The following is a 23,044-nucleotide window of genomic DNA, read 5'->3' as shown; positions in this document are numbered from 1 at the left end:
GATGACTCAGGTCCTGCCTGCTGGACTGACCGCCAGCGCCACCGTCGCCGCGTCCAGCGCCAATCTCGGTCCCGGTTTCGACAGCCTTGGTCTGGCTGTCGGTATGTACGACGAGATCATCGTCGAGACAACGGATTCCGGCCTGATTGTCGAGGTCGAGGGTGAGGGCGCCGGGCAGGTGCCGCTGGGGTCCGAGCATCTGGTGGTCAGGGCGATCGAACGAGGGTTGGCTGCTGCGGGTCTGCGCGCTGCGGGTCTGATCGTGCGCTGTCGCAACGTGATTCCGCATTCGCGGGGTCTCGGTTCGTCGGCAGCGGCCGTGGTGGGCGGTCTGGCATCGGTGAATGGGTTTGCGGCGCAGGTCAATTCGACGACCATGGACACGCGCCAGTTGGTGCAGCTGTCATCGGAGTTCGAGGGACATCCCGACAACGCTGCCGCCGCTGTGCTCGGTGGTGCGGTGGTGTCCTGGACCGAGGAGACCGGTGGCGATGAGCCCCGTTACGAGGCAGCCGCCATCCGGGTGCATCCGGAGATTCGCTTGTTCTCGGCCATTCCCCAGGTGCGGTCGTCGACGGCCGAGACCAGGGTGCTGCTGCCCGAGAACGTCAGCCACACCGATGCCCGCTTCAACCTGAGCCGGGCCGCGTTGCTCGTCGTCGCGCTCACCGAGCGTCCCGACCTGCTGATGTCGGCCACCGAGGACGTCCTGCACCAACCGCAGCGCGCGGCGGCGATGCCGGCCTCGGCGGAATATTTGCGGGTGCTGCGTAGTTGTGGCATTGCAGCGGTGCTGTCCGGAGCCGGACCTGCGGTGATGGCCCTCAGCGCAGCGCAGGACCTGCCTGCCGAAGCGCTGGAGTTCGGCGCCGCGCATGGATTCACCGTCAAGGAAGTGAACGTAGGCGACGGAGTTCGCTGGAGTTCCGGGGTGGCGGCCCGAGCCTGAGGCCGCCGAAGCCGCCGAAGTGGCGGCCCGGAGAAGCACACGCCGATCACCACATTCTTGCTTCCGCCCAAGAAGCGGGTTATCCTCGGTGCCGTCCCGGCAATCGCAGCATCTTCTGCGCCGACACTAGGACGACCACCAACTTTCTCGTGATCAACTTGTGGACTGACGGTTCGCCCCTTGCCGCGAATCCCGGCGATCACCGTTGCAGAGTCGACGGTGGGACGTCGCGCTCAGCGTTTTGCTGATCGCAGCTAAACCTCCACACCACTCGCTGTGGGGGAAGAAAGGAAATCCGTGACTGATACGGACCTCATCACGGCTGACAGCGCCTCCCAGACCGAGCTGCCGGTTGTGACCTCCGACGTTTCGGCGCCCCGCGGTCGCGCGGAGGTTGCCTCCGGCAAGTCGAGCGGGTCTCTGACCTCGATGGTGCTGCCGGAACTCCGCGCTCTGGCCGCTCAAGTGGGCGTCAAGGGCACGTCGGGAATGCGTAAAGGCGACCTGATCGCCGCCATTCGTGAGCGGCAGTCCAGCGCCGGTGGCGCTGCCCCGGCCGACGGCGGCGGCCGCAATGGCGGCACCGCCGAGGCCGCACCCGCACCCGTGGCAGAAGCCGCCACCCAGACCCCGGAGGCGCCCGCCGAACCTCGGCGCCGTGAACGTCGCAGCGCCTCACGGCAGTCCGGCGCTCCCGCCGAGGCCGCTCCTGAGCAGCCCAAACAGGAGCAGCCCAAACAGGAGCAGCCCAAACAGGACAACCGGACCCGGGCCGACGAGAAACCGGCTACCGAGGACGGTCGCGGTGCCAAGTCGGACAACCGCGCCGAGAGCAGGACTGACACCGAAGCGCCCAAACAGGGTGACCGCGGTGACCAGCAGGGCGGTGAGCAGCCGAACCGCAACCGGAACGACCGCAACACCGATCGGAACAACGACCGCAACAGCGATCGAAACAACGACCGCAACAGTGATCGGAACAGCGATCGGAACAGCGATCGGAACAGCGATCGGAACAACGACCGCAACAGTGACGACGACGACGGTGACGGTCGGCAGGGCCGGCGCGGGCGTCGATTCCGTGACCGCAAGCGCCGCGGTGAACGTGGTGGCGGCGAAGGCGGCGGTGGCGACACCGAGCTGCGCGAAGACGACGTTGTCCAGCCCGTCGCGGGCATTCTCGATGTGCTGGACAACTACGCGTTCGTCCGGACCTCCGGCTACCTCGCGGGGCCCAACGACGTCTACGTGTCCATGAACATGGTCCGTAAGAACGGTCTGCGCCGCGGTGACGCGGTCACCGGCGCGGTGCGTGTTCCCCGCGAAGGCGAAGGCGGTGGTCAGAACACGCGCCAGAAGTTCAACCCGCTGGTCCGCCTGGACACGGTCAACGGCGGACCGGTCGAGGCCGCCAAGAACCGGCCGGAATTCGGCAAGCTCACCCCGCTGTACCCGAATCAGCGGCTGCGTCTCGAGACCAGCCCGGACAAGCTGACCACACGTGTGATCGACCTGATCATGCCGATCGGCAAGGGCCAGCGTGCGCTGATCGTGTCCCCGCCCAAGGCCGGTAAGACCACGATCATGCAGGACATCGCCAACGCGATCACCCGCAACAACCCCGAATGCCACCTCATGGTCGTGCTCGTCGACGAACGCCCTGAAGAGGTCACCGACATGCAGCGTTCGGTCAAGGGTGAGGTCATCGCCTCCACCTTCGACCGGCCGCCGTCAGACCACACCCAGGCTGCGGAGCTGGCCATCGAGCGGGCCAAACGCCTGGTCGAGCAGGGCAAAGACGTGGTGGTGCTGCTGGACTCGATCACCCGCCTCGGCCGCGCGTACAACAACGCCTCGCCCGCCTCGGGTCGCATCCTGTCCGGTGGTGTGGATTCCACCGCCCTGTACCCGCCGAAGCGATTCCTCGGTGCCGCCCGCAACATCGAGCACGGCGGCTCGCTGACCATCATCGCCACGGCCATGGTCGAGACCGGCTCCACCGGTGACACGGTGATCTTCGAGGAGTTCAAGGGCACCGGTAACGCCGAGCTCAAGCTCGACCGCAAGATCGCCGAGCGCCGGGTGTTCCCGGCCGTCGACGTCAACCCGTCCGGTACCCGCAAGGACGAGCTGCTGCTCTCGACGGACGAATTCGCCGTGGTGCACAAGCTGCGCCGGGTGCTGTCGGGACTCGACTCGCATCAGGCCATCGACCTGCTGATGAGCCAGCTGCGCAAGACGAAGACGAACTACGAGTTCCTGGTCCAGGTCTCCAAGACCGCACCTGGTTCGATGGACGACCGCGACTAGTCCCGTCCGGTTCGCCGTAACGAGAAGCCCTCACCTCCGGTGGGGGCTTTTCGTTTCCCCTGATGGCTAGTCAAACTTGAGTAGTGTGGGGTCATGACGATGACCACGGTGCCGGTCCTGCCCTGCCTCGACCTCGCCGCCACCGTCGAGTTCTACGAAGCGTTGGGTTTCCTCGTCACTCACCGTCAGGAACGGCCGTATCTGTATCTGGCGTTGCAACTCGAGGACGTGGAAGTGCATTTCAAGGACGCGTCGCCGAACCTGGATCGCACCGAGGAGAACTCGGGCGGCTGCTTGGTCCTGGTTGACGACGTGGCGCCGGTCCATGCCCGGTTCGTCGCGAATCTACGAGCCTGCTACGGACGGGTGCTGGCCCTCGGGTTGCCACGGCTGACGCGGTTGCGGCCCGGTCAGACGAGGTTCTGCCTGTACGACCCGTCGGGAAACTGCCTCATCGTGATCAACCGCGACGAACCCGATGTCGAGTACGGCGGGTCCCGCCAGCTTTCCGGGCTGGCCAAGGCCCATGACAACGTGCGCATCTTCCGCGATTTCAAGAACGACGACGTGCTCGCGGCACGCGCGCTCGACGTGGCGCTGCGCCGGCACCGTGCCGACGCCGGCCGCCTCGACATCGCTCGGGCGCTGGCCGATCGTGCCGAGCTGGCGGTTGTGCTCGGCGACCTCCAGTTGGCGGGCGCCATGCGCGCCGAACTCTCGGCGATGGCGCTGACCGACGACGAAAAGACGCAGCTGGCATCCGAGCTGACCGCCCTGGATCAGATCGAGAGGTGGGTGCAGTGAGCGCGGTCCGGCTGTTGGTGCTGGGTGTGGTGCGAATGCACGGCGTGGCGCACGGGTATGCCGTCCACCGTGAGCTGATGTCGTGGCGCGTCGACACCTGGACCGCGGTCAAACCGCCGTCCATCTATCACGCGGTGAAACAGTTGGAGCGCGAGGGCAAGCTGAGCGCCACCGGGCCGCAGAGCAGTCCTCGGGGACCGGCGCGAGTGGCGTACCGGATCACCGCCGCCGGCGCCGACGAATTCTTCACGCTGCTGGAAGCCGCGTTGACCAACCCGGACATCGAGGAGTTCGGCGCCGGCATCGCCTTCATGCAGTGCCTCCCGAAGAGCCGGGTGCGCCACCTGCTGGACCAGCGGTTGCAGACGACGCGGGCCATCGACGGCCAACTCGAGGAGATGAAGGCACTGTGGCCGGATCCGGCTGCGCCACCGCACGCCCAGCATCTGCTCGAGCTGTGGCGGGGGACGTTCGCCTCCCAATCTTCCTGGACGGCGCACTTGTTGGAGAGGCTCGACGACTTCACCTTCACTGGTACGGGTCGGTGATCTCGCGTAGGCGGATCAGGGATTCGCGGAGCCGGCGGTAGTCGGCCGCACCCAGGTGTGCGCGCCAGCCGGCCTCCACCTTCTCCACTTCGGCGGCTGCGGCGCGGCACAGGTCGACGCCTCGTGCGGTCAGCACCACCCGCCGCGCGCGGGCGTCGTCGGGATCGGGCTGCCGCGTCACGTAGCCGTTCCGTTCCAGCTCGTCGACCAACGCACCCGCGGTCTGTTTGGTGATCTGCGCCTGCTCGGCCAGTTCGGTGAGGCGGATGCCGTCGGGTGAAAGTCGTTGCGCCAACCGGCATTGCGCCAAGGTGAGATCGCCGAAGCCCGCGCCGTGCAGGGCGCTGAACACCTGGCTCTCCGCCGCGCGGTGCGCAGTGAACATCAGCAGCGGTGAATTCGGTTGGCCCATGGGTTGACTTTAGTACGAAGTCCTGACCAAAATAGTCAGGTTGCCTGATTAGATGAGGTGATCTCCATGGGTCTGTCCTCCGCTGAGATCTGGCGCTGTGTTGATGAGCAACGGGCTGATCTGGCCGACATGCTGGACGGGCTCACCGCCGAACAGTGGGACGCGCCGTCACTGTGCGAAGGGTGGAGCGTGCGTGACGTCGCGGCTCACCTCACACATCTGCATGCCGACGTCCGGCGCATGATGGTCGCGGGCCTGCGGTCCGGATTCCGGTTCGACGCCATGATGGACCGGCTCGTGGCGATGGATGGCCGAACTCGTGAGGAAATCACCGCGGCGTTGCGCGCCATCGTGGGGTCTCGACGCCGTCCGCCCACGCGCACGCCGCTCGATCCGCTGATGGACGTGCTGGTGCACGGGCAGGACATCGCAAAGCCCCTGGGTATCGACCGTCCGATGCCCACTCCTGCGGCGGTCGCTGTCGCACATCACCTGCGGCACATGCGGTTTCCGATGAGCCCTCGCCGAGAGCTTGCGGGTTACCGCCTGGTGGCCGACGACGCGGATTTCGCCGTGGGTACCGGGACCCCTCTGCGCGCCCCGATACGTGACCTGGTGCTGGTGCTCGGTGGTCGATGGGCACCGGGTGCGATCAGCTCTGCCGCAGACCCGGCATGACATAGCGCTGCACGTAACGCAGCACCGCGGCGGAGTCGTCGGGGTCGAGGGTGTTGCCCGGCACGGTAGCGATGGTCAGCAGGCCGCGCGCCACCCACTCGGCGGCTTCGGCCAGATCCTCGACCTGGATCTCGCCGCGGTCCTGCGCCGCCGTGAGGTAGGGAGTCCAGAAGGCCCCCAGGTCGGGCACCAGACCCTGCACGCCGGCTCCCGCGCACGCCGCGAACTCCTCGGGTTCGTCGCGTCGTAATTTCATCAACAGGGCACCGGGGGAGTCGTAGGCGCTGCGGCCCAGTTTCACTCCGGCGGCGATCTGGTCGGCCAACCCGTCGACTTCGGCCAGCACCGCATGGGATTCACCCCAGAACGCGTCGTTCAGGCGGACGATCGCGGCGCCCAACAGGGTGGCCTTGTCGGGGAAGTGCCGGTAGAGCCATCCCCGGGACACACCCGCGGCCTCGGCGACCTCCGACACGGTGGTGGCGCGGATGCCCTTCTCGTGCAGGCAGGCTTCGGCGGCGTCGATCAACCGATCGCGAACGGAGCGCGCCCCCGCGCGCGGTTGGGTGTCTGGACTGGCGGTCACCGTTGTCGATTCCTCGATTCCCCCGACATAGCTGGTGTAACGCTGAATATCTTGACAGAACCCATGACCCGGCCGTGCCAGATGTGGCACCGTGACGATGAACAGATCTGCCAATCTGTTCACTACGACACGAGGGGTGAATCAGTGTCCGACTGCACAACCGTGCAGCAGCTGCTGCGGGAGCGCTTGGACGATCCGGCGGTGGCCGTACGATTCGGCGATCGGGAATGGACCTGGCGCCAGCACCTCGCCGACGCGCAGGCGCACGCCGCCGCCCTTTTGGGGGTCGCTGACCAGGCTCGGCCGCTGCACATCGGCGCGCTGCTGGGCAACACCCCCGACATGCTGACCGCCATGGCCGCGGCGGCCCTGGGCGGTTATGTGCTCTGCGGTATCAACAACACCCGCCGCGGCAGCGCCCTCGCGGGTGACATCCTGCGGTCGGACTGCCAGATCCTGCTCACCGACGCCGAACACCGCGAGCTGCTGGCCGGACTCGACCTACCCGGGGTACGCATCCTCGACACCGCGACCGCCGAGTGGAACGAGTTGGTGGACAACGCGGGGCCGTTCGCGCCGCACCGCGAGGTGACGGCCACCGACACCTTCATGATGATCTTCACCTCGGGCACCAGCGGCGATCCCAAGGCGGTGCAGGTGGCGCACATGACGGTGCTGTTCGCCGGCACGGCGCTGGTGCAGCGCTTCGACATCGGCGCCGACGACGTCTGTTACCTGTCGATGCCGCTGTTCCACTCGAATGCACTGCTGGCCGGCTGGAGCGTGGCCGTCGCCGCGGGCGCCGCCATGGCACCGGCGACGTTCTCGGCCTCCAGGTTGGTCCATGACCTGCGCCATTACGGCGCCACCTACATGAACTACGTCGGTAAGCCGTTGGCCTATGTCCTGGCCACCCCCGAAGGCCCGGATGACGCCGACAATCCGCTGCGGGTGGCGTTCGGCAATGAAGCCGGCGACCGCGATATCGCCGAGTTCGGCCGGCGCTTCGGATGCACCGTCTGGGACGGCTTCGGATCCACCGAGGGGGCGGTGATCGTCACCAGGGAAGCGGACTGCCCGAGCGGCTCGGTGGGCAGAGGCTTCCCCGGTGTGGCGATCTACAGCCCGGACACACTCGCCGAGTGCCCGGTCGCCGAATTCGATACCTCCGGGGCGTTGGTGAACGGCGACAAAGCGATCGGGGAACTGGTCAACACCACCGGTGCCGGACTGTTCCAGGGTTACTACAACGACAAGTCCGCCACCGACGAGCGGCTCCGCAACGGCATGTACTGGTCGGGCGACCTGGCCTACCGGGACGCCGACGGCTGGATCTACCTGGCCGGGCGCACCGCGGACTGGATGCGCGTCGACGGCGAGAACATGACATCGGCACCCATCGAACGCATCCTGATGCGGCTACCGGTGCTGGCCCAGGTGGCGGTCTACGCGGTTCCCGACGAGCACGTCGGCGATCAGGTGATGGCCGCGCTGGTCCTGCGCGACCATTCGACGCTGAATCCCGAGGAGTTCGGAGACTTCCTGGCCGGCCAGCCCGATCTGTCGCCCAAGGCGTGGCCGCGCCATGTGTGGGTCACCGACGAACTGCCCGCGACGGCCACCAACAAGGTGCTCAAACGCCAACTGGTGGCCTACGGCACGACGCCTCCCGGCGGTCAGCTCTGGGTACGGGACGCGCGGTCCCGGGTTTATCGCCACGGGAATTAGAGGCGCCCATCCGGCGTTTTGGGAGAGCGACGGCTGACCTGGCATAATCGACCGTCGACCACCTCAGGTTCCGGTTCACGCCCGCTAGCCAGGTTCGACAAGGGCGACCCGGCGGCCATCGATTGAAGAGGACACTATGAAAACCGGCATTCATCCTGCCTACAACGAGACCACTGTGGTCTGCGGTTGCGGCAACAGCTTCACCACCCGCAGCACCAAGGACAGCGGCCACATCGTGGTCGAGGTCTGCTCGCAGTGCCACCCGTTCTACACCGGCAAGCAGAAGATCCTCGACAGCGGCGGCCGCGTTGCCCGCTTCGAGGCTCGTTACGGCAAGCGCAAGACTGCCGACAAGTAGCCACCGGACCGGCGCCCGCCTGTCGTCTCGCACGCACAGGACGGGCGTCGGTTTTGTCTTTCCAGCCGGTTCTCCCGCAGTTGACCCATGGAGGTGAGTGATGACGCAGAGCGCAACCGCGATCGACGCGCTGGTGGCTGAGCACGCCGACCTGGAACGTCAGCTGGCCGACCCGGAGTTGCACGCCGACGCGGTGAACGCCCGCCGCGTCGGTCGGCGTTTCGCGCAGTTGGCGCCCATCGTCTCCACGCATCGCAAGCTCGAAGCGGCGCGCGGCGATCTCGAGGCCGCGCGTGAGCTCGCCGCCGAAGACCCGTCGTTCGCGCAGGAAGTCACCGATCTCGAGACCCGGGTGTCGGAGTTGGAGTCCCAACTCGCCGATCAGCTGGCCCCGCGTGACCCGCACGATGCCGACGACGTGGTGCTCGAGGTGAAATCCGGTGAAGGCGGCGAGGAGTCGGCGCTGTTCGCCGCCGACCTCGCGCGTATGTACATCCGCTACGCCGAACGCCACGGCTGGTCGGTCACGATGCTGGGGGAGACCACCTCGGATCTGGGCGGCTACAAGGACGCGACGCTGTCCATCGCCAGCAAGGGTGACTCCCTCGACGGGGTGTGGTCCCGGCTGAAATTCGAAGGCGGCGTGCACCGCGTGCAGCGGGTCCCGGTCACCGAATCACAGGGCCGGGTGCACACCTCCGCCGCCGGCGTGCTCGTCTACCCCGAACCCGAAGAGGTCGAACAGGTCCAGATCGACGAATCCGACCTGCGCATCGACGTCTACCGGTCCTCCGGCAAGGGTGGCCAGGGCGTGAACACCACCGATTCCGCGGTCCGGATCACCCACCTGCCCACCGGCATCGTCGTCACCTGCCAGAACGAACGGTCGCAGTTGCAGAACAAGGCGCGCGCCATGCAGGTGCTGGCGGCCCGTCTGCAGGCGCTCAAGGAGGAGCAGGCCCAGGCCGACGCCTCCGCCGATCGCGCCAGCCAGATCCGCACCGTCGACCGCAGTGAGCGGATCCGCACCTACAACTTCCCGGAGAACCGGATCGCGGACCACCGGATCAACTTCAAGGCGCACAACCTCGATCAGGTACTCGACGGCGAGCTGGACCCGCTGTTCGACGCACTGGCGGACGCCGACAAACAGGCCCGGCTCCAGCAGGCGTGATGCGCGCGGCCCTCGACGCAGCGGAGCAGACGTTGGCGGCCGCCGGAATCGGCTCGGCCGCAGCCGAAGCCGAACAACTGGCCGCGCATGTGCTCGGAATCGAGCGCGGCCGGCTGCGTTTCGTCGACGAACCCGGCCCGGAGTTCTACACCCGATTCCGCGAACTCGTCACCGCCCGCGCCCAGCGCATCCCACAGCAGCACCTCACCGGCACCGCCCCCTTCGGTCCGCTGACCCTGCACGTCGGGCCCGGGGTTTTCATTCCCCGCCCCGAGACCGAGGCGATGTTCGAGTGGGCCACGAAAGTGCTTGATGCACAACAAGTCTCGATGGCCCCCGTGGTGGTCGACCTGTGTACCGGTTCGGGTGCACTGGCGGTGGCGCTGGCCCGGCACCGCGCCGACGCCCGGGTGATCGCCGTCGACGATTCGCCCACCGCCTTGGACTACGCGCGGCGCAACGCCCACGGCACCGCCGTGGAGTTCGTGCGGGCCGACGTCACCGCACCGGCTCTGATGCCCGACCTCGACGGCGGGGTCGACCTGCTGGTGGCCAACCCTCCCTACATTCCCGACGGTGCCGTGCTGGACCCCGAGGTCGCCGAGCACGATCCGCACCACGCGCTGTTCGGCGGTCCGGACGGTATGGCGGTGATCCACCCGATCGTGCGGCACGCCGGCCGATGGCTGCGCCCGGGCGGTCACGTGGCGATCGAACACGATGACACCACCTCCGCCGAAACCGTCGACGCGCTCACCGGCACCGGCCTGTTCCGCGACGTGGTGCCACGGCGAGACCTCGCCGGTCGCCCCCGATTCGTGACCGCGACGCGGAATGAGGAAAGGTGCCCCTGATGAGCACGGTGTTCGATTGCTCCGATCCGACGCAGCGTGACGCGGGTATCGCCTCGGCGGTCAGCGCTGCCAAAGGCGGCAGGCTGGTCGTCCTGCCCACCGACACGGTGTACGGCATCGGCGCCGATGCGTTCGACGCCTCGGCCGTCGCGGCACTGCTGGCCGCCAAGGGCCGCGGCCGCGATATGCCGGTGCCGGTGCTGGTCGGGTCGTGGAACACCATCGACGGCCTGGTCTACACGGTGCCGCACACCGCACGCGAGCTCATTCGCGCCTTCTGGCCCGGTGCGCTGAGTCTGGTGGTGCGGCAGGCGCCGTCCCTGCACTGGGACCTCGGCGACGCCAATGGCACCGTCATGCTGCGGATGCCGTTGCATCCGGTGGCCATCGACGTGTTGCGCGAGGTCGGCCCGATGGCCGTGTCGAGTGCCAACATCTCCGGTCGCCCGCCGGCGGTCACGGTGGACGACGCCCGCAACCAGCTCGCCGATCTCGTCGAGGTGTACCTCGACGGTGGCCCCTCCGAACAGGCTGCCGCGTCCACCATCGTCGACCTCACCGGCGCTGCGCCCAAGATCCTGCGCCAGGGCCCGGTGACCGCAGAACGCGTCGGCGAGGTTCTCGGGATAGATCCCGCCGGCCTGTACGGTTGATCCGGTGTTGAGCGCCGCTCCCGAACTGCTCGCACTCTCCGATCGAGGCGCCGGCGTACCGCTGCGCGAACTCGCGCTCGTGGGCCTCACCGCGGCCATCATCACCTACTTCGCGACCGGCGCCGTCCGGAAATTCGCCACCAGGGTCGGGGCGGTGGCCTATCCGCGCGAACGGGATGTCCACGTCCAGCCCACCCCGCGGATGGGCGGATTGGCGATGTACCTCGGTGTCGCCGCCGCCGTCTTCCTGGCCTCCCAACTCCCGGCGCTCACCCGTGGATTCGTGTACTCCACCGGTATGCCTGCCGTCATCGTGGCCGGCGGGCTCATCATGGGGATCGGGCTGATCGACGACCGCTGGGGCCTGGATGCCCTGACCAAGTTCGCCGGCCAGATCACCGCGGCCAGTGTGCTGGTCACCATGGGTGTGGCGTGGAGCGTCCTGTACATCCCGATCGGCGGTGTCGGCACCATCGTGCTGGATCAGACGGCGTCGATCCTGCTGACGCTGGCGCTCACGGTGTCGATCGTCAACGCGATGAACTTCGTCGACGGACTCGACGGCCTGGCCGCCGGGCTGGGCCTGATCACCGCGCTGGCCATCTGCGTGTTCTCTGTCGGATTGTTGCGCGATCACGGCGGCGACGTGCTGTTCTACCCGCCCGCAGTGATCTCGGTGGTGCTGGCCGGCGCGTGCCTCGGATTCCTGCCGCACAATTTCCACCGCGCCAAGATCTTCATGGGCGACTCCGGCTCGATGCTGATCGGGCTGATGCTCGCCGCCGCGGCGACGACGGCGGCCGGCCCCATCTCGCAGAACGCCTACGGTGCGCGCGACGTCTTCGCGCTGCTGTCCCCGTTCCTGCTCGTCGTCGCAGTGGTGTTCGTACCGGCCCTGGACATGCTGCTGGCCATCGTGCGCCGTACCCGGGCGGGCCGCAGTCCCTTCAGCCCCGACAAGATGCATCTGCACCACCGGCTGCTGCAGATCGGGCACTCGCATCGCCGCGTCGTCCTGCTCATCTATTTGTGGGTGGGCATCGTGGCGTTCGGTGCCGCGAGCACCATTTTCTTCGATCCCGCCGACACCGGTGCGGTGATGCTCGCAGCGATCGCCGTCGCGGTGATCGTCACGCTGATTCCGTTGCTGCGGCGCCGCGAGAGCCGGTCGGGCTGAGCGTACGACCGTTTGTAGTAGGGGGCCCTTTTCGGCGCTCTACCATGTGGTACGGTTCTGGCAGAACCCGAAAAACCTCGCGGGTTGCCGGCCCGGCCCGGTGGCGAGAGAGTCGCCTGGCGCCGAAACACGACCGACATTTAGGGAGCTACCCCTTGGGTGATTCCAGCGCGCCCACCGCCCTCCGATACGCTCAGACGGGCGAGGCACCTGACCATTGGGGGACCGTTCCCGTGACCGTGGGGATAGAGGTGACAAAGTGACGACACCAGCGCACGAAGCGCCGTTGGTGTTTCCGTCCGTGGCATTCCGGCCCGTTCGTCTGCTCATCGTCTGCGTTCTGCTGACCGCTGTCGCCACGGCGGCCGCCGCCTTCGTGGGCACCGTCTGGTTCGGCCTCTTCTTCGGCGCCGGCTTGGGGCTGGGTCTTCTCAACGCGCTCATGGTGCGCCGCGCGGTGGAAGCGATCACGGCCCAGGACCACCCGCTCAAGAAGAAGATGGCCGTCAACTCCGCGATGCGCCTGATGATCATCTCGGTGATCGCACTGGCCATCGCGATCTTCTTCAAGGACCACGGCGGCATCGCAGTGCTGTTCGGACTCGCGATCTTCCAGGCACTGCTGGTGATGAGCACCAGCATCCCCGTGCTGAAGAAGATCCGCGCGGGCGGCCTGGATGTCGAAGACGTATCTGCATCGGAATCGAAGGGTTGAGCTGACTCGCATGTCTCAAGTGCATGAGACCGTTCTGGCTGCCGAAGAGGGCGGCGCCGCCATCCACGTCGGACACCACACCCTGGTGTTCGAGATGTTCGGGATGACGTTCAACGGTGACACCATCCTCGCCACCGCCATCACCGCCGTCATCATCATCGGCCTGGCGTTCTTCCTGAAGGCGAAGGTCACCTCGACCGGCGTCCCCGGTGGCGTGCAGCTGTTCTGGGAGGCGCTGACCATCCAGATGCGGGGGCAGATCGAGAGCTCCGTCGGTATGCGGGTGGCCCCGTTCGTGCTGCCGCTGGCGGTCGCGCTGTTCGCGTTCATCCTGATCTCGAACTGGCTGGCGGTCCTGCCGCTGCAGTACGGCGGATCCGACGGTGCCGCGGCCGAGCTCTACAAGCCGCCCGCGTCCGACATCAACTTCGTGCTGGCCCTGGCGCTGTTCGTGTTCTTCTTCTACCACGCCGCAGGTATCAAGCGTCGCGGCCTCATCGGCCACCCCATCAAGGTGGTCAAGGGTCACGTGGCGTTCCTGGCCCCGATCAACATCGTCGAGGAACTCGCCAAGCCGATCTCGTTGGCACTGCGACTCTTCGGCAACATCTTCGCCGGCGGCATCCTGGTGGCGCTGATCGCGATGTTCCCCTGGTACATCCAGTGGGCACCCAACGCCATCTGGAAGACCTTCGACCTCTTCGTCGGTCTGATCCAGGCGTTCATCTTCTCGCTGCTGACCATCCTGTACTTCAGCCAGGCGATGGAACTCGATCACGACGAACACTGAGCACTGACCACCACAACAGACCGAACGACCACATGAACTCTGGCGGTACTGCCGCCAGTTACCAAGGAGGAAAATAGGAATGGAAATCGATCCCAACGCCATCATCACGGCCGGCGCTCTGATCGGCGGCGGATTGATCCTGGGTGGCGGTGCCATCGGCGCCGGCATCGGCGACGGTATCGCGGGTAACGCGCTGATCTCCGGCATCGCCCGTCAGCCCGAGGCCCAGGGCCGGCTGTTCACGCCCTTCTTCATCACCGTCGGTCTGGTCGAGGCCGCCTACTTCATCAACCTTGCCTTCATGGCGCTGTTCGTCTTCGCGACGCCGGGCCTGCAGTAAACCGTCGGCATGAGTGAACTAACCATCCTCGCAGCGGAAGAAGGCGGGGGGACCAGTAACTTCCTGATCCCCAACGGCACCTTCTTCGTCGTGCTGCTCATCTTCTTGATCACGCTGGCCGTGATCTGGAAATGGGTGGTGCCCCCGGTCAGCAAGGTCCTCGCCGAGCGCGAGGCCATGCTGGCCAAGACCGCTGCGGACAACCGCAAGTCGGCCGAACAGGTGGCAGCCGCCCAAGCCGACTATGACGAGACCATGGCCGGCGCGCGTTCGGAGGCATCCGCCATCCGTGACGACGCGCGCACAGCCGGTCGCCAGGTCATCGACGAGAAGCGGGCCGAGGCCAGCGGTGAAGTCGCCGAGACCGTGCGACAGGCGGACGAACAACTGTCCGCACAACGCTCGTCTACCCAGACCGAACTGCGGTCGTCCGTGGACGGCCTCTCGGCCGTCCTGGCCAGCCGCATCCTCGGCGTTGACGTGAAATCAGGTGGGAGCAGCTAAATGTCGACCTTCATCGGCCAGCTGATCGGCTTCGCGGTGATCGTGTTCATCATCGTGAAGTGGGTCGTGCCGCCCGTCAAAGGCCTGATGCAGAAGCAACAGGAGGCCGTTCGCACGGCGCTGGCCGAAAGTGCCGAGGCGGCACGCAAGCTCGCCGACGCCGACGCCATGCATGCCAAGGCTCTCGCCGACGCCAAGGCGGAATCCGCAAAGGTCACCGAGGAGGCCAAGTCGGACTCGGAGCGCATCGCCGCCCAGCTCGAGGAGCAGGCCGGCACGGAGGCCGAGCGCATCAAGGCCCAGGGGCACCAGCAGGTGCATCTGCTGCGTCAGCAGACCATCCGTGGACTGCGGCACGAGCTCGGTGCCGAATCCGTGCAGAAGGCCGAGGATCTGGTCCGCGATTACGTGGCGGACCCGGCTCGGCAGTCGGCCACCGTCGACCGCTTCCTCGGTGAGCTCGAGTCCATGGCCCCGTCGGCGGCGGTGCTCGAGGCGGGCGCCTCTCTGAACCTGCGGGCCGCCAGCCGCGAGGCCCTGGCCGAAGTGGTCAAGAAGTTCGACGACATCGCGGGCGGCCTCGATAGCGGTGCCCTCACCGCACTGGCCGACGACCTGACCTCGGTTGCCAAGCTTCTGCTGGCTGAACCGATCCTCAACAAGCATCTCGCGGACCCCACCGACAACCCCGCGCCGAAGGTGGAGCTGGCGCAACGGTTGTTCGACGGGAAGATCAGCGCCCCGGCGGTGGATCTGCTGAAAACCGCGGTTTCGCAACGCTGGTCGGCCGAAGGCAACCTGGTCGACGCCATCGAGCACGTCGCCCGCCTTGCTCTGCTGGTGCGTGCGGAAAAGAACAACGAGGGCGAGGCGGTCGAGGATCAGCTGTTCCGCTTCGGTCGCGTCCTCGACGCGCAGCCGCGGTTGAGCAGCCTGCTCACCGACGAGACCACCGACGCACAGGGTCGAGTCAGCCTGCTGCGCAACGTACTCAGCCGTACCGGTGGCGACGTCAATGACACCGCTGCTGCGCTGCTCGCGCAGACAGTGGAGCTGCTCCGCGGCGAACGCGCCGATGAGGCCGTCGCCGATCTGGCTGAACTCGCTGTCGCCCGGCGCGGCGAAGTGGTCGCTCACGTCACCGCCGCCGCCGATCTCTCGGCCGAGCAGCGCGCCCGGCTCTCGGAGGTCCTCGGCCGGATCTACAGCCATCCGGTGTCGATCCAGCTCAACGTTGATCCGGCAGTGCTGGGCGGGCTCCTGATCACCGTCGGCGACGAAGTGATCGACGGATCCATCTCCACCCGGCTGGATGCCGCCCGCAGCGGGCTGCCGGACTGACGCACGCCAAGCACCCCAGAACATTTGCTCCAACACGAAGGCAGGAAGACGAAAAGCCATGGCAGAGTTGACAATCTCAGCTGCTGATATCGAAGGCGCTATCGAGGACTACGTCTCCTCCTTCAGCGCCGAGTCCGAGCGCGAGGAAATCGGCACAGTGGTCGACGCCGGTGACGGCATCGCCCACGTCGAGGGCCTGCCCTCGGTGATGACCCAGGAACTCCTCGAGTTCGAAGGCGGCGTACTCGGCGTCGCCCTCAACCTCGACGAGCACAGCGTCGGCGCGGTGATCCTCGGCGAATTCGGCAAGATCGAAGAGGGCCAGCAGGTCAAGCGCACCAACGAGGTGCTCTCGGTGCCCGTCGGCGACGGCTTCCTCGGCCGGGTGGTGAACCCGCTGGGTGAGCCCATCGACGGCCAGGGCGACATCGAGCACGAGACCCGTCGGGCCCTCGAGTTGCAGGCGCCGTCGGTGGTGCAGCGCCAAGGAGTCTCCGAGCCGCTGCAGACCGGCATCAAGGCCATCGACTCGCAGACACCCATCGGCCGTGGCCAGCGTCAGCTGATCATCGGCGACCGCAAGACCGGCAAGACCGCCGTCTGCGTCGACACCATCCTCAACCAGAGGGCCGCCTGGGAGACCGGCGACCCGAAGCAGCAGGTGCGCTGCGTGTACGTCGCGATCGGCCAGAAGGGCACCACGATCGCCAGCGTGAAGCGCGCCCTCGAAGAGGGTGGCGCGATGGAGTACACCACCATCGTCGCCGCGCCCGCTTCCGACGCCGCCGGCTTCAAGTGGCTCGCGCCGTACACCGGTTCGGCCATCGGTCAGCACTGGATGTACAACGGCAAGCACGTCCTCATCGTGTTCGACGACCTGTCCAAGCAGGCCGACGCCTACCGCGCCATCTCGCTCCTGCTGCGCCGGCCGCCGGGCCGCGAAGCCTTCCCCGGCGACGTGTTCTACCTGCACTCTCGCCTGCTGGAACGTTGCGCCAAGCTGTCCGACGAACTGGGCGGTGGATCGATGACCGGGCTGCCGATCATCGAGACCAAGGCCAACGACATCTCGGCGTTTATCCCGACCAACGTCATCTCGATCACCGACGGCCAGTGCTTCCTGGAGTCCGACCTGTTCAACCAGGGCGTGCGACCGGCCATCAACGTCGGTGTCTCGGTGTCCCGCGTCGGTGGTGCCGCTCAGATCAAGGCCATGAAAGAGGTGGCGGGCTCGCTGCGTCTCGATCTGTCGCAGTACCGCGAGCTGGAGGCGTTCGCCGCCTTCGCCTCGGACCTGGATGCGGCCTCGAAGGCCCAGCTGGACCGCGGTGCCCGCCTGGTCGAGCTGCTCAAGCAGCCGCAGTACAGCCCCCTGTCCGTCGAGGAGCAGGTGGTCGCGATCTTCCTCGGTACCAAGGGCCATCTGGACTCGGTGCCCGTCGAGGACGTGCAGCGCTTCGAGGCAGACCTGCTGGAGCACGTCAAGGCCTCGCACGACGGCATTCTCAGCGAGATCCGGGAGTCCAAGAAGCTCTCCGAGGACACCGAGAACAAGCTCGTCGAGGTCATCAACGACTTCAAGAAGGGCTTCTCGGCAACCGACGGCAGCTCGGTCGTGGTGAACGAGGCCGAGGCCGACGCACTGGACGCCGATGAGCTCGGACAGGAATCGGTCAAGGTCCGTAAGCCGGCTCCCAAGAAGAAGTAACGAAAAGCGGCACTGGAGAGTCTGGAATCAGATGGCAGCAACACTTCGTGAGCTACGAGGCCGCATCCGTTCCGCCGGGTCGATCAAGAAGATCACCAAGGCCCAGGAGCTGATCGCGACCTCCCGGATCGCCAAGGCACAGGCGCGGGTCGAAGCGGCCAGGCCTTACGCCGACGAGATCACCAACACACTCACCAACCTGGCCGGCGCCAGCGCGCTCGATCATCCGCTGCTCGTCGAGCGGGAGAACCCGAAGCGTGCCGGCGTCCTGGTGGTGTCGTCGGACCGCGGGCTCTGCGGCGCCTACAACGCCAACGTGCTGCGGCGCGCCGAGGAGCTCTTCGCTCTGCTGCGTGACGAGGGCAAGCAGCCCGTCCTCTACGCCGTGGGCCGTAAAGCGTTGGGCTACTACAGCTTCCGCGGACGCGAAGTCGTCGAGTCATGGACGGGCTTCTCGGAGCGGCCCACCTACGAGAACGCCAGGGAGATCGCCGACGTACTGGTGACGACCTTCATGTCCGGCGCCGACGACGAAGGTGACGACGCCGGCGACGACGGCATCCTCGGTGTCGACGAGCTGCACATCGTCACCACGGAGTTCCGGTCGATGCTCTCGCAGGTCGCCGAGGCTCGCCGGATCGCACCGATGGTGGTGGAGTACGTCGGCGAGGAGGAGACCGGGCCGCACACCCTGTTCTCCTTCGAGCCCGACGCAGAAACCCTCTTCGGAGCGCTTCTACCCCGGTATGTGGCCACCCGCGTCTACTCCGCGCTGCTGGAGGCCGCAGCGTCGGAATCCGCGTCGCGACGGCGCGCCATGAAGTCCGCGAGCGACAACGCCGACGACCTGATCAAGGCGCTGACGCTGGAAGCCAACCGCGAACGCCAGGCGCAGATCACCCAGGAAATCAGCGAGATCGTCGGTGGCGCCAACGCGCTCGCCGACGCCAAGTAAGCCCACCCAGGAAGCGAAGAAAGATATGACTGCCACCGCTGAAAAGTCCGTGACAGGGCGCGTCGTTCGAATCACCGGCCCCGTTGTGGACGTCGAGTTCCCCCGTGGCTCGGTACCCGAGCTGTTCAACGCTCTGCATGCCGAGATCGTCTACTCGGAACTGGCCAAGACCCTGACCCTGGAGGTCGCGCAGCACCTCGGTGACAACCTGGTGCGCACCATCTCCATGCAGCCCACCGACGGACTGGTCCGCGGCGTCGAGGTCACCGACACTGGTGCCTCGATCTCGGTGCCCGTGGGCGACGGCGTGAAGGGCCACGTGTTCAACGCCCTCGGAGACTGCCTGGACGACCCGGGCTACGCCAAGGACTTCGAGCACTGGTCCATCCACCGCAAGCCGCCGGCCTTCGCCGACCTCGAGCCCCGCACGGAGATGCTCGAGACCGGTCTGAAGGTCGTCGACCTGCTGACCCCGTACGTGCGTGGCGGGAAGATCGCCCTGTTCGGCGGCGCCGGCGTGGGCAAGACGGTGCTCATCCAGGAGATGATCAACCGCATCGCCCGCAACTTCGGTGGTACCTCCGTGTTCGCCGGCGTCGGTGAGCGCACCCGTGAGGGCAACGACCTCTGGGTCGAGCTCGAGGACGCCAACGTGCTCAAGGACACCGCCCTGGTGTTCGGTCAGATGGACGAGCCGCCGGGCACGCGTATGCGCGTCGCGCTGTCGGCGCTGACCATGGCGGAGTACTTCCGCGATGAGCAGAACCAGGACGTGCTGCTGTTCATCGACAACATCTTCCGGTTCACGCAGGCCGGTTCCGAGGTCTCGACCCTGCTGGGTCGTATGCCTTCGGCGGTGGGTTACCAGCCGACGCTGGCCGACGAGATGGGTGAGCTGCAGGAGCGCATCACCTCGACGCGTGGTCGCTCCATCACCTCGATGCAGGCCGTGTATGTGCCCGCCGACGACTACACCGACCCGGCGCCGGCCACCACGTTCGCGCACCTCGATGCCACCACCGAGCTCTCGCGTGCGGTGTTCTCGAAGGGCATCTTCCCCGCGGTGGATCCGCTGGCGTCGAGCTCGACGATTCTGCACCCCAGCGTCGTCGGCGACGAGCACTACCGCGTGGCCCAGGAAGTCATCCGAATCCTGCAGCGCTACAAGGACCTTCAGGACATCATCGCGATTCTCGGTATCGACGAGCTGTCCGAAGAGGACAAGCAGTTGGTCTACCGTGCCCGTCGCATCGAGCGCTTCCTGAGCCAGAACATGATGGCGGCCGAGCAGTTCACCGGCCAGCCGGGTTCGACTGTGCCGCTCAAGGAGACCGTCGAGGCCTTCGACAAGCTGGCCAAGGGCGACTTCGACCACGTGCCGGAGCAGGCTTTCTTCCTCATCGGTGGTCTCGACGATCTGGCCAAGAAGGCCGAGAGCCTCGGCGCCAAGCTGTGATCGTTCTGACGATGAGGGCCCGAAAGGTGGTGTGTGGTGGCTGAATTGGACGTCGACATCGTTGCCGTCGAACGCAAGATCTGGTCAGGTAAGGCGACGTTCGTCTTCACCCGCACCACCGCCGGTGAAATCGGCATCCTGCCCCGGCACATCCCGTTGGTCGCACAGCTCGTCGAAGACGCCATGGTCCGGGTCGAGCGTGAAGGCGACGATGACCTTCGTATCGCCGTCGACGGGGGCTTTCTGTCGGTGACCGAGGAAGGCGTGATCATCCTCGCCGAGTCGGCCGAGTTCGAATCGGAGATCGACGCGGACGCCGCCAAGACCGATTCGCAGTCTGATGACCCCGAAGTAGCGGCCCGGGGACGCGCGCGTCTGCGCGCCGTCGGCCAGCTGGACTAGGGGCGGCCGGTGAGCGCGTCCATGATCTTCATGGTCGTGCTCGTCGGTGTGTTGCTACTGCTGGTGGGCGTGATGGCCTACCGGTTGTGGAATCTGCGCCAGGGCGGAACAGCGGCGATTCTGCGGGACGTCCCCGCAGTCGGCGGTCACGGATGGCGTCACGGCGTCATCCGCTACCGCGGGGGAGAAGCGGTTTTCTACCAGCTCTCCAGCATGCGGTGGTGGCCCAACCGCCGGCTCAGCCGCCGCGGGATCGAGATCGTGTCTCGTCGCTCACCACGCGGCGACGAGTTCGACATCATGACCGAGGAGATCGTCGTCCTCGAATTGCGCGACTCCTCACCGGATCGGCGTCGTGGTTACGAACTCGCCTTGGACCGCGGCGCCTTGACGGCGTTCCTGTCCTGGTTGGAGTCGCGTCCGAACCCCCGCGCACGGCGCCGGATCGTCTAGCTCTTGGTTGCAGTGCCGCCGGGCCGCCACAGCACGTCGCCGTCCGGATTGGCCACCCGCGACAGGATGAAGAGCAGATCCGAGAGCCTGTTGAGGTATTTCGCGGGAAGCACATTCATGTCGTCCGAGTGCGCATCGATGGCGTCCCACGCCGAGCGTTCGGCCCGGCGCGCGACCGTGCGGGCGACATGCAGCAGAGCCGACAGCGGCGTCCCGCCCGGGAGGATGAACGAGTTCAGCGCGGGAAGTGACTCGTTGAACTCGTCGCACCAGCCCTCGAGCCGGTCGATGTACTCACCAGTGATGCGCAGCGGCGGGTACTTGGGGTCTTCGACCACGGGCGTCGACAGGTCTGCACCGGCATCGAAGAGGTCGTTCTGGATCTGCTGCAGCACGGCGAGTATGCGTTGATCGGGTGCGCCGAGCGCAATGGCGGTGCCGATCGCGGCGTTGGTTTCGTCACAGTCGGCGTACGCGACCAGTCGGGGATCCGATTTGGAAACCCGGGAGAAATCGCTCAGACCTGTGGTCCCGTCGTCGCCGGTACGGGTGTAGATGCGGGTCAGGTGCACAGCCATGGAAAAACCGTACGGCAGTCCGTCCAGGGAGTCTGCCTTCGGGCTCTGGGCTGCTTACACTGACCGGCGTGAGTGAGCGTTTCGTTGTGACCGGTGGGAGCCGATTGTCCGGCGAAGTTGCTGTTGGGGGAGCGAAGAACAGCGTGCTCAAGCTGATGGCGGCGAGTCTGCTGGCTGAGGGCACCACGACCATCACGAACTGCCCGGACATCCTGGACGTGCCCCTGATGGCGGAGGTGCTGCGCGGGCTGGGCGCCAACGTCGAACTCGACGGGGATGTCGTGCGTATCACGTCACCCGATGAGCCGAAGTACGACGCCGACTTCGCCGCGGTCAGGCAGTTCCGTGCCTCGGTGTGTGTCCTCGGCCCGTTGGTGGGACGGTGCAAAAAAGCCAGGGTGGCCCTGCCCGGGGGTGACGCGATCGGTTCGCGGCCCCTGGACATGCATCAAGCCGGCCTCCGACAACTGGGCGCGACCTGCAATATCGAGCACGGCTGCGTCGTCGCCCATGCCGACACGCTGCGGGGAGCCGAGATCCAGCTGGAGTTCCCCTCCGTGGGGGCAACCGAGAACATCCTGATGGCGGCGGTGCTCGCCGAGGGCGAGACGACGATCCACAACGCGGCACGCGAGCCCGACGTGGCCGATCTCTGCACGATGCTCAGCCAGATGGGTGCGCAGATCACCGGCGCGGGATCGTCGACTCTGACCATCACCGGCGTGCCAAAGCTGTATCCGACCGAACACCGGGTGATCGGCGACCGCATCGTCGCGGCGACCTGGGGGATTGCGGCCGCGATGACGCGAGGGGACATCTCGGTGACGGGCGTGGATCCCGCGCATCTGCAGCTGGTCCTGCACAAACTGCACGATGTCGGGGCCACGGTGACCCAGAGTGACGACGGCTTCCGCGTGGTGCAGTACGAGCGGCCCAAGGCCGTCAATGTCGCGACGCTGCCGTTTCCGGGTTTCCCGACGGACCTGCAGCCGATGGCGATCGGGCTGGCATCGATCGCCGAGGGCACCTCGATGATCACCGAGAACGTCTTCGAGGCGAGGTTCCGATTCGTCGAAGAGATGATCAGGCTGGGTGCCGACGCACGCACCGATGGTCATCACGCCGTGGTGCGCGGTATCCCGCAGTTGTCGAGTGCACCCGTCTGGTCATCAGACATTCGTGCCGGCGCTGGGCTGGTTCTCGCCGGCCTGGTTGCTGACGGCGACACCGAGGTACACGACGTGTTCCACATCGATCGCGGCTACCCGTTGTTCGTCGAGAACCTGGTCAGCCTGGGTGCCGAGATCGAGCGCGTAAGCTAGTACGGGTCGGCCTCGGAACGAGCAAAACCGCTCTGACCAGGGGATTTGACTTCGGAACGCGGGTAGTTCTAATCTTTTGAAGTCGCCGCGGAGACGCGAGACAGAAAAGCTTGACTCGCTCGACCAGATAGTTTAAGCTGGCAGGGTTGCCCTGAAACGGGACAAGATTTTCACTGCAGGTCTGTTGTTTGAGAACTCAATAGTGTGTTTGGTGGTTTTTGTTTGTTTTTGCCACATCCTGTGGGGGAC

25 protein-coding genes are annotated in these 23,044 nt (G+C 66.4%); 22 read left to right on the top strand and 3 right to left on the bottom strand.

All coding sequences use genetic code 11. The features are described 5' to 3' along the window. Nucleotide 1 precedes the first annotated feature (1 nt). The 4 genes from thrB to AC3A6P_RS24145 all read left to right on the top strand — a co-directional run bounded on the left by thrB (nucleotide 2) and on the right by AC3A6P_RS24145 (nucleotide 4,611). Nucleotides 2-949 (top strand): homoserine kinase, encoded by a 948-nt coding sequence (gene thrB, locus AC3A6P_RS24160; RefSeq protein WP_487694419.1) that lies wholly within the window; start codon nucleotides 2-4, stop codon nucleotides 947-949. 297 nt (nucleotides 950-1,246) lie between these two features. After that, nucleotides 1,247-3,259 (top strand): transcription termination factor Rho, encoded by a 2,013-nt coding sequence (rho, locus tag AC3A6P_RS24155; RefSeq protein WP_487694418.1) that lies wholly within the window; start codon nucleotides 1,247-1,249, stop codon nucleotides 3,257-3,259. A 93-nt stretch (nucleotides 3,260-3,352) separates the two neighbouring features. Then, the gene (locus AC3A6P_RS24150; RefSeq protein WP_487694417.1) at nucleotides 3,353-4,063 is read left to right on the top strand and encodes a VOC family protein; all 711 of its coding nucleotides are present in this window, start codon (nucleotides 3,353-3,355) and stop codon (nucleotides 4,061-4,063) included. After that, nucleotides 4,060-4,611: a PadR family transcriptional regulator gene (locus tag AC3A6P_RS24145; RefSeq protein WP_487694416.1), complete on the top strand. Its 552-nt coding sequence runs from the start codon at nucleotides 4,060-4,062 to the stop codon at nucleotides 4,609-4,611. The genes AC3A6P_RS24150 and AC3A6P_RS24145 overlap by 4 nt, the downstream gene beginning before the upstream one ends. Here AC3A6P_RS24145 and AC3A6P_RS24140 read toward each other — a convergent pair. Further along, a complete protein-coding gene (locus tag AC3A6P_RS24140) occupies nucleotides 4,592-5,023 on the bottom strand; it encodes a MarR family winged helix-turn-helix transcriptional regulator (RefSeq protein ID WP_487694414.1) in 432 nt (143 codons plus the stop codon). The two genes, AC3A6P_RS24145 and AC3A6P_RS24140, sit on opposite strands and share 20 nt — an antisense overlap. Before the next feature lie 72 nt (nucleotides 5,024-5,095). On the opposite strand from AC3A6P_RS24140, the gene AC3A6P_RS24135 reads away from it, so the two are divergent. Continuing rightward, entirely contained in the window at nucleotides 5,096-5,701 is a 606-nt protein-coding gene (locus tag AC3A6P_RS24135; protein WP_487694587.1) for a maleylpyruvate isomerase family mycothiol-dependent enzyme, read from the top strand. Here the strand turns inward: AC3A6P_RS24135 and AC3A6P_RS24130 are convergent. After that, a complete protein-coding gene (locus AC3A6P_RS24130) occupies nucleotides 5,676-6,287 on the bottom strand; it encodes a TetR/AcrR family transcriptional regulator (protein WP_487694413.1) in 612 nt (203 codons plus the stop codon). The genes AC3A6P_RS24135 and AC3A6P_RS24130 overlap by 26 nt on opposite strands. A gap of 144 nt (nucleotides 6,288-6,431) precedes the next feature. On the opposite strand from AC3A6P_RS24130, the gene fadD1 reads away from it, so the two are divergent. The 16 genes from fadD1 to AC3A6P_RS24050 all read left to right on the top strand — a co-directional run bounded on the left by fadD1 (nucleotide 6,432) and on the right by AC3A6P_RS24050 (nucleotide 20,895). After that, nucleotides 6,432-8,015 (top strand): fatty-acid--CoA ligase FadD1, encoded by a 1,584-nt coding sequence (fadD1, locus tag AC3A6P_RS24125; protein ID WP_487694411.1) that lies wholly within the window; start codon nucleotides 6,432-6,434, stop codon nucleotides 8,013-8,015. Nucleotides 8,016-8,151: 136 nt separating this feature from the next. Next, nucleotides 8,152-8,373 carry a 50S ribosomal protein L31 gene (rpmE, locus tag AC3A6P_RS24120; protein ID WP_487694410.1) on the top strand — a complete coding sequence of 74 codons (222 nt, stop codon included), beginning with the start codon at nucleotides 8,152-8,154 and terminating at the stop codon, nucleotides 8,371-8,373. Between the two features lie 100 nt (nucleotides 8,374-8,473). Beyond that, the gene (gene prfA, locus AC3A6P_RS24115; protein ID WP_487694409.1) at nucleotides 8,474-9,547 is read left to right on the top strand and encodes a peptide chain release factor 1; all 1,074 of its coding nucleotides are present in this window, start codon (nucleotides 8,474-8,476) and stop codon (nucleotides 9,545-9,547) included. Then, nucleotides 9,547-10,401, top strand: a complete 855-nt coding sequence (gene prmC / locus AC3A6P_RS24110; protein WP_487694408.1) for a peptide chain release factor N(5)-glutamine methyltransferase — start codon at nucleotides 9,547-9,549, stop codon at nucleotides 10,399-10,401. The genes prfA and prmC overlap by 1 nt, the downstream gene beginning before the upstream one ends. Then, complete coding sequence (locus AC3A6P_RS24105; RefSeq protein WP_487694406.1) at nucleotides 10,401-11,054, top strand: L-threonylcarbamoyladenylate synthase; 654 nt, start codon at nucleotides 10,401-10,403, stop codon at nucleotides 11,052-11,054. The genes prmC and AC3A6P_RS24105 overlap by 1 nt, the downstream gene beginning before the upstream one ends. A 4-nt stretch (nucleotides 11,055-11,058) precedes the next feature. Next, entirely contained in the window at nucleotides 11,059-12,231 is a 1,173-nt protein-coding gene (locus AC3A6P_RS24100; RefSeq protein ID WP_487694404.1) for a glycosyltransferase family 4 protein, read from the top strand. 259 nt (nucleotides 12,232-12,490) lie between these two features. Beyond that, a complete protein-coding gene (locus AC3A6P_RS24095) occupies nucleotides 12,491-12,946 on the top strand; it encodes an ATP synthase subunit I (RefSeq protein ID WP_487694403.1) in 456 nt (151 codons plus the stop codon). 10 nt (nucleotides 12,947-12,956) lie between these two features. Beyond that, nucleotides 12,957-13,736 carry a F0F1 ATP synthase subunit A gene (atpB, locus tag AC3A6P_RS24090; RefSeq protein WP_487694401.1) on the top strand — a complete coding sequence of 260 codons (780 nt, stop codon included), beginning with the start codon at nucleotides 12,957-12,959 and terminating at the stop codon, nucleotides 13,734-13,736. Nucleotides 13,737-13,821: 85 nt separating this feature from the next. Then, nucleotides 13,822-14,076, top strand: a complete 255-nt coding sequence (locus AC3A6P_RS24085) for a F0F1 ATP synthase subunit C (RefSeq protein ID WP_192860403.1) — start codon at nucleotides 13,822-13,824, stop codon at nucleotides 14,074-14,076. 9 nt (nucleotides 14,077-14,085) lie between these two features. Then, nucleotides 14,086-14,580, top strand: a complete 495-nt coding sequence (locus tag AC3A6P_RS24080) for a F0F1 ATP synthase subunit B (RefSeq protein ID WP_487694400.1) — start codon at nucleotides 14,086-14,088, stop codon at nucleotides 14,578-14,580. Then, the gene (locus AC3A6P_RS24075) at nucleotides 14,581-15,921 is read left to right on the top strand and encodes a F0F1 ATP synthase subunit B/delta (protein WP_487694399.1); all 1,341 of its coding nucleotides are present in this window, start codon (nucleotides 14,581-14,583) and stop codon (nucleotides 15,919-15,921) included. Between the two features lie 58 nt (nucleotides 15,922-15,979). Further along, nucleotides 15,980-17,629, top strand: a complete 1,650-nt coding sequence (gene atpA / locus AC3A6P_RS24070) for a F0F1 ATP synthase subunit alpha (protein ID WP_487694398.1) — start codon at nucleotides 15,980-15,982, stop codon at nucleotides 17,627-17,629. Nucleotides 17,630-17,660: 31 nt separating this feature from the next. Beyond that, nucleotides 17,661-18,584: a F0F1 ATP synthase subunit gamma gene (locus tag AC3A6P_RS24065; RefSeq protein ID WP_487694397.1), complete on the top strand. Its 924-nt coding sequence runs from the start codon at nucleotides 17,661-17,663 to the stop codon at nucleotides 18,582-18,584. Nucleotides 18,585-18,609: 25 nt separating this feature from the next. Beyond that, nucleotides 18,610-20,040, top strand: coding sequence for a F0F1 ATP synthase subunit beta (gene atpD, locus AC3A6P_RS24060; RefSeq protein WP_487694396.1), 1,431 nt, complete (start codon nucleotides 18,610-18,612; stop codon nucleotides 20,038-20,040). Nucleotides 20,041-20,076: 36 nt separating this feature from the next. Further along, complete coding sequence (locus AC3A6P_RS24055; protein ID WP_487694394.1) at nucleotides 20,077-20,442, top strand: F0F1 ATP synthase subunit epsilon; 366 nt, start codon at nucleotides 20,077-20,079, stop codon at nucleotides 20,440-20,442. A 9-nt stretch (nucleotides 20,443-20,451) separates the two neighbouring features. Further along, nucleotides 20,452-20,895, top strand: a complete 444-nt coding sequence (locus AC3A6P_RS24050; RefSeq protein ID WP_487694393.1) for a DUF2550 domain-containing protein — start codon at nucleotides 20,452-20,454, stop codon at nucleotides 20,893-20,895. Here AC3A6P_RS24050 and AC3A6P_RS24045 read toward each other — a convergent pair. Further along, nucleotides 20,892-21,473 (bottom strand): cob(I)yrinic acid a,c-diamide adenosyltransferase, encoded by a 582-nt coding sequence (locus tag AC3A6P_RS24045; RefSeq protein ID WP_487694392.1) that lies wholly within the window; start codon nucleotides 21,471-21,473, stop codon nucleotides 20,892-20,894. The two genes, AC3A6P_RS24050 and AC3A6P_RS24045, sit on opposite strands and share 4 nt — an antisense overlap. 68 nt (nucleotides 21,474-21,541) lie before the next feature. Between AC3A6P_RS24045 and murA the strand changes: the two genes are divergently transcribed. Further along, nucleotides 21,542-22,795 carry a UDP-N-acetylglucosamine 1-carboxyvinyltransferase gene (gene murA / locus AC3A6P_RS24040; RefSeq protein ID WP_487694391.1) on the top strand — a complete coding sequence of 418 codons (1,254 nt, stop codon included), beginning with the start codon at nucleotides 21,542-21,544 and terminating at the stop codon, nucleotides 22,793-22,795. Nucleotides 22,796-23,044: the final 249 nt, after the last annotated feature.

This window comes from Mycobacterium sp. Soil_C_30, from assembly GCF_057656995.1.
This window is presented reverse-complemented; position numbering and strand designations above follow the sequence as displayed.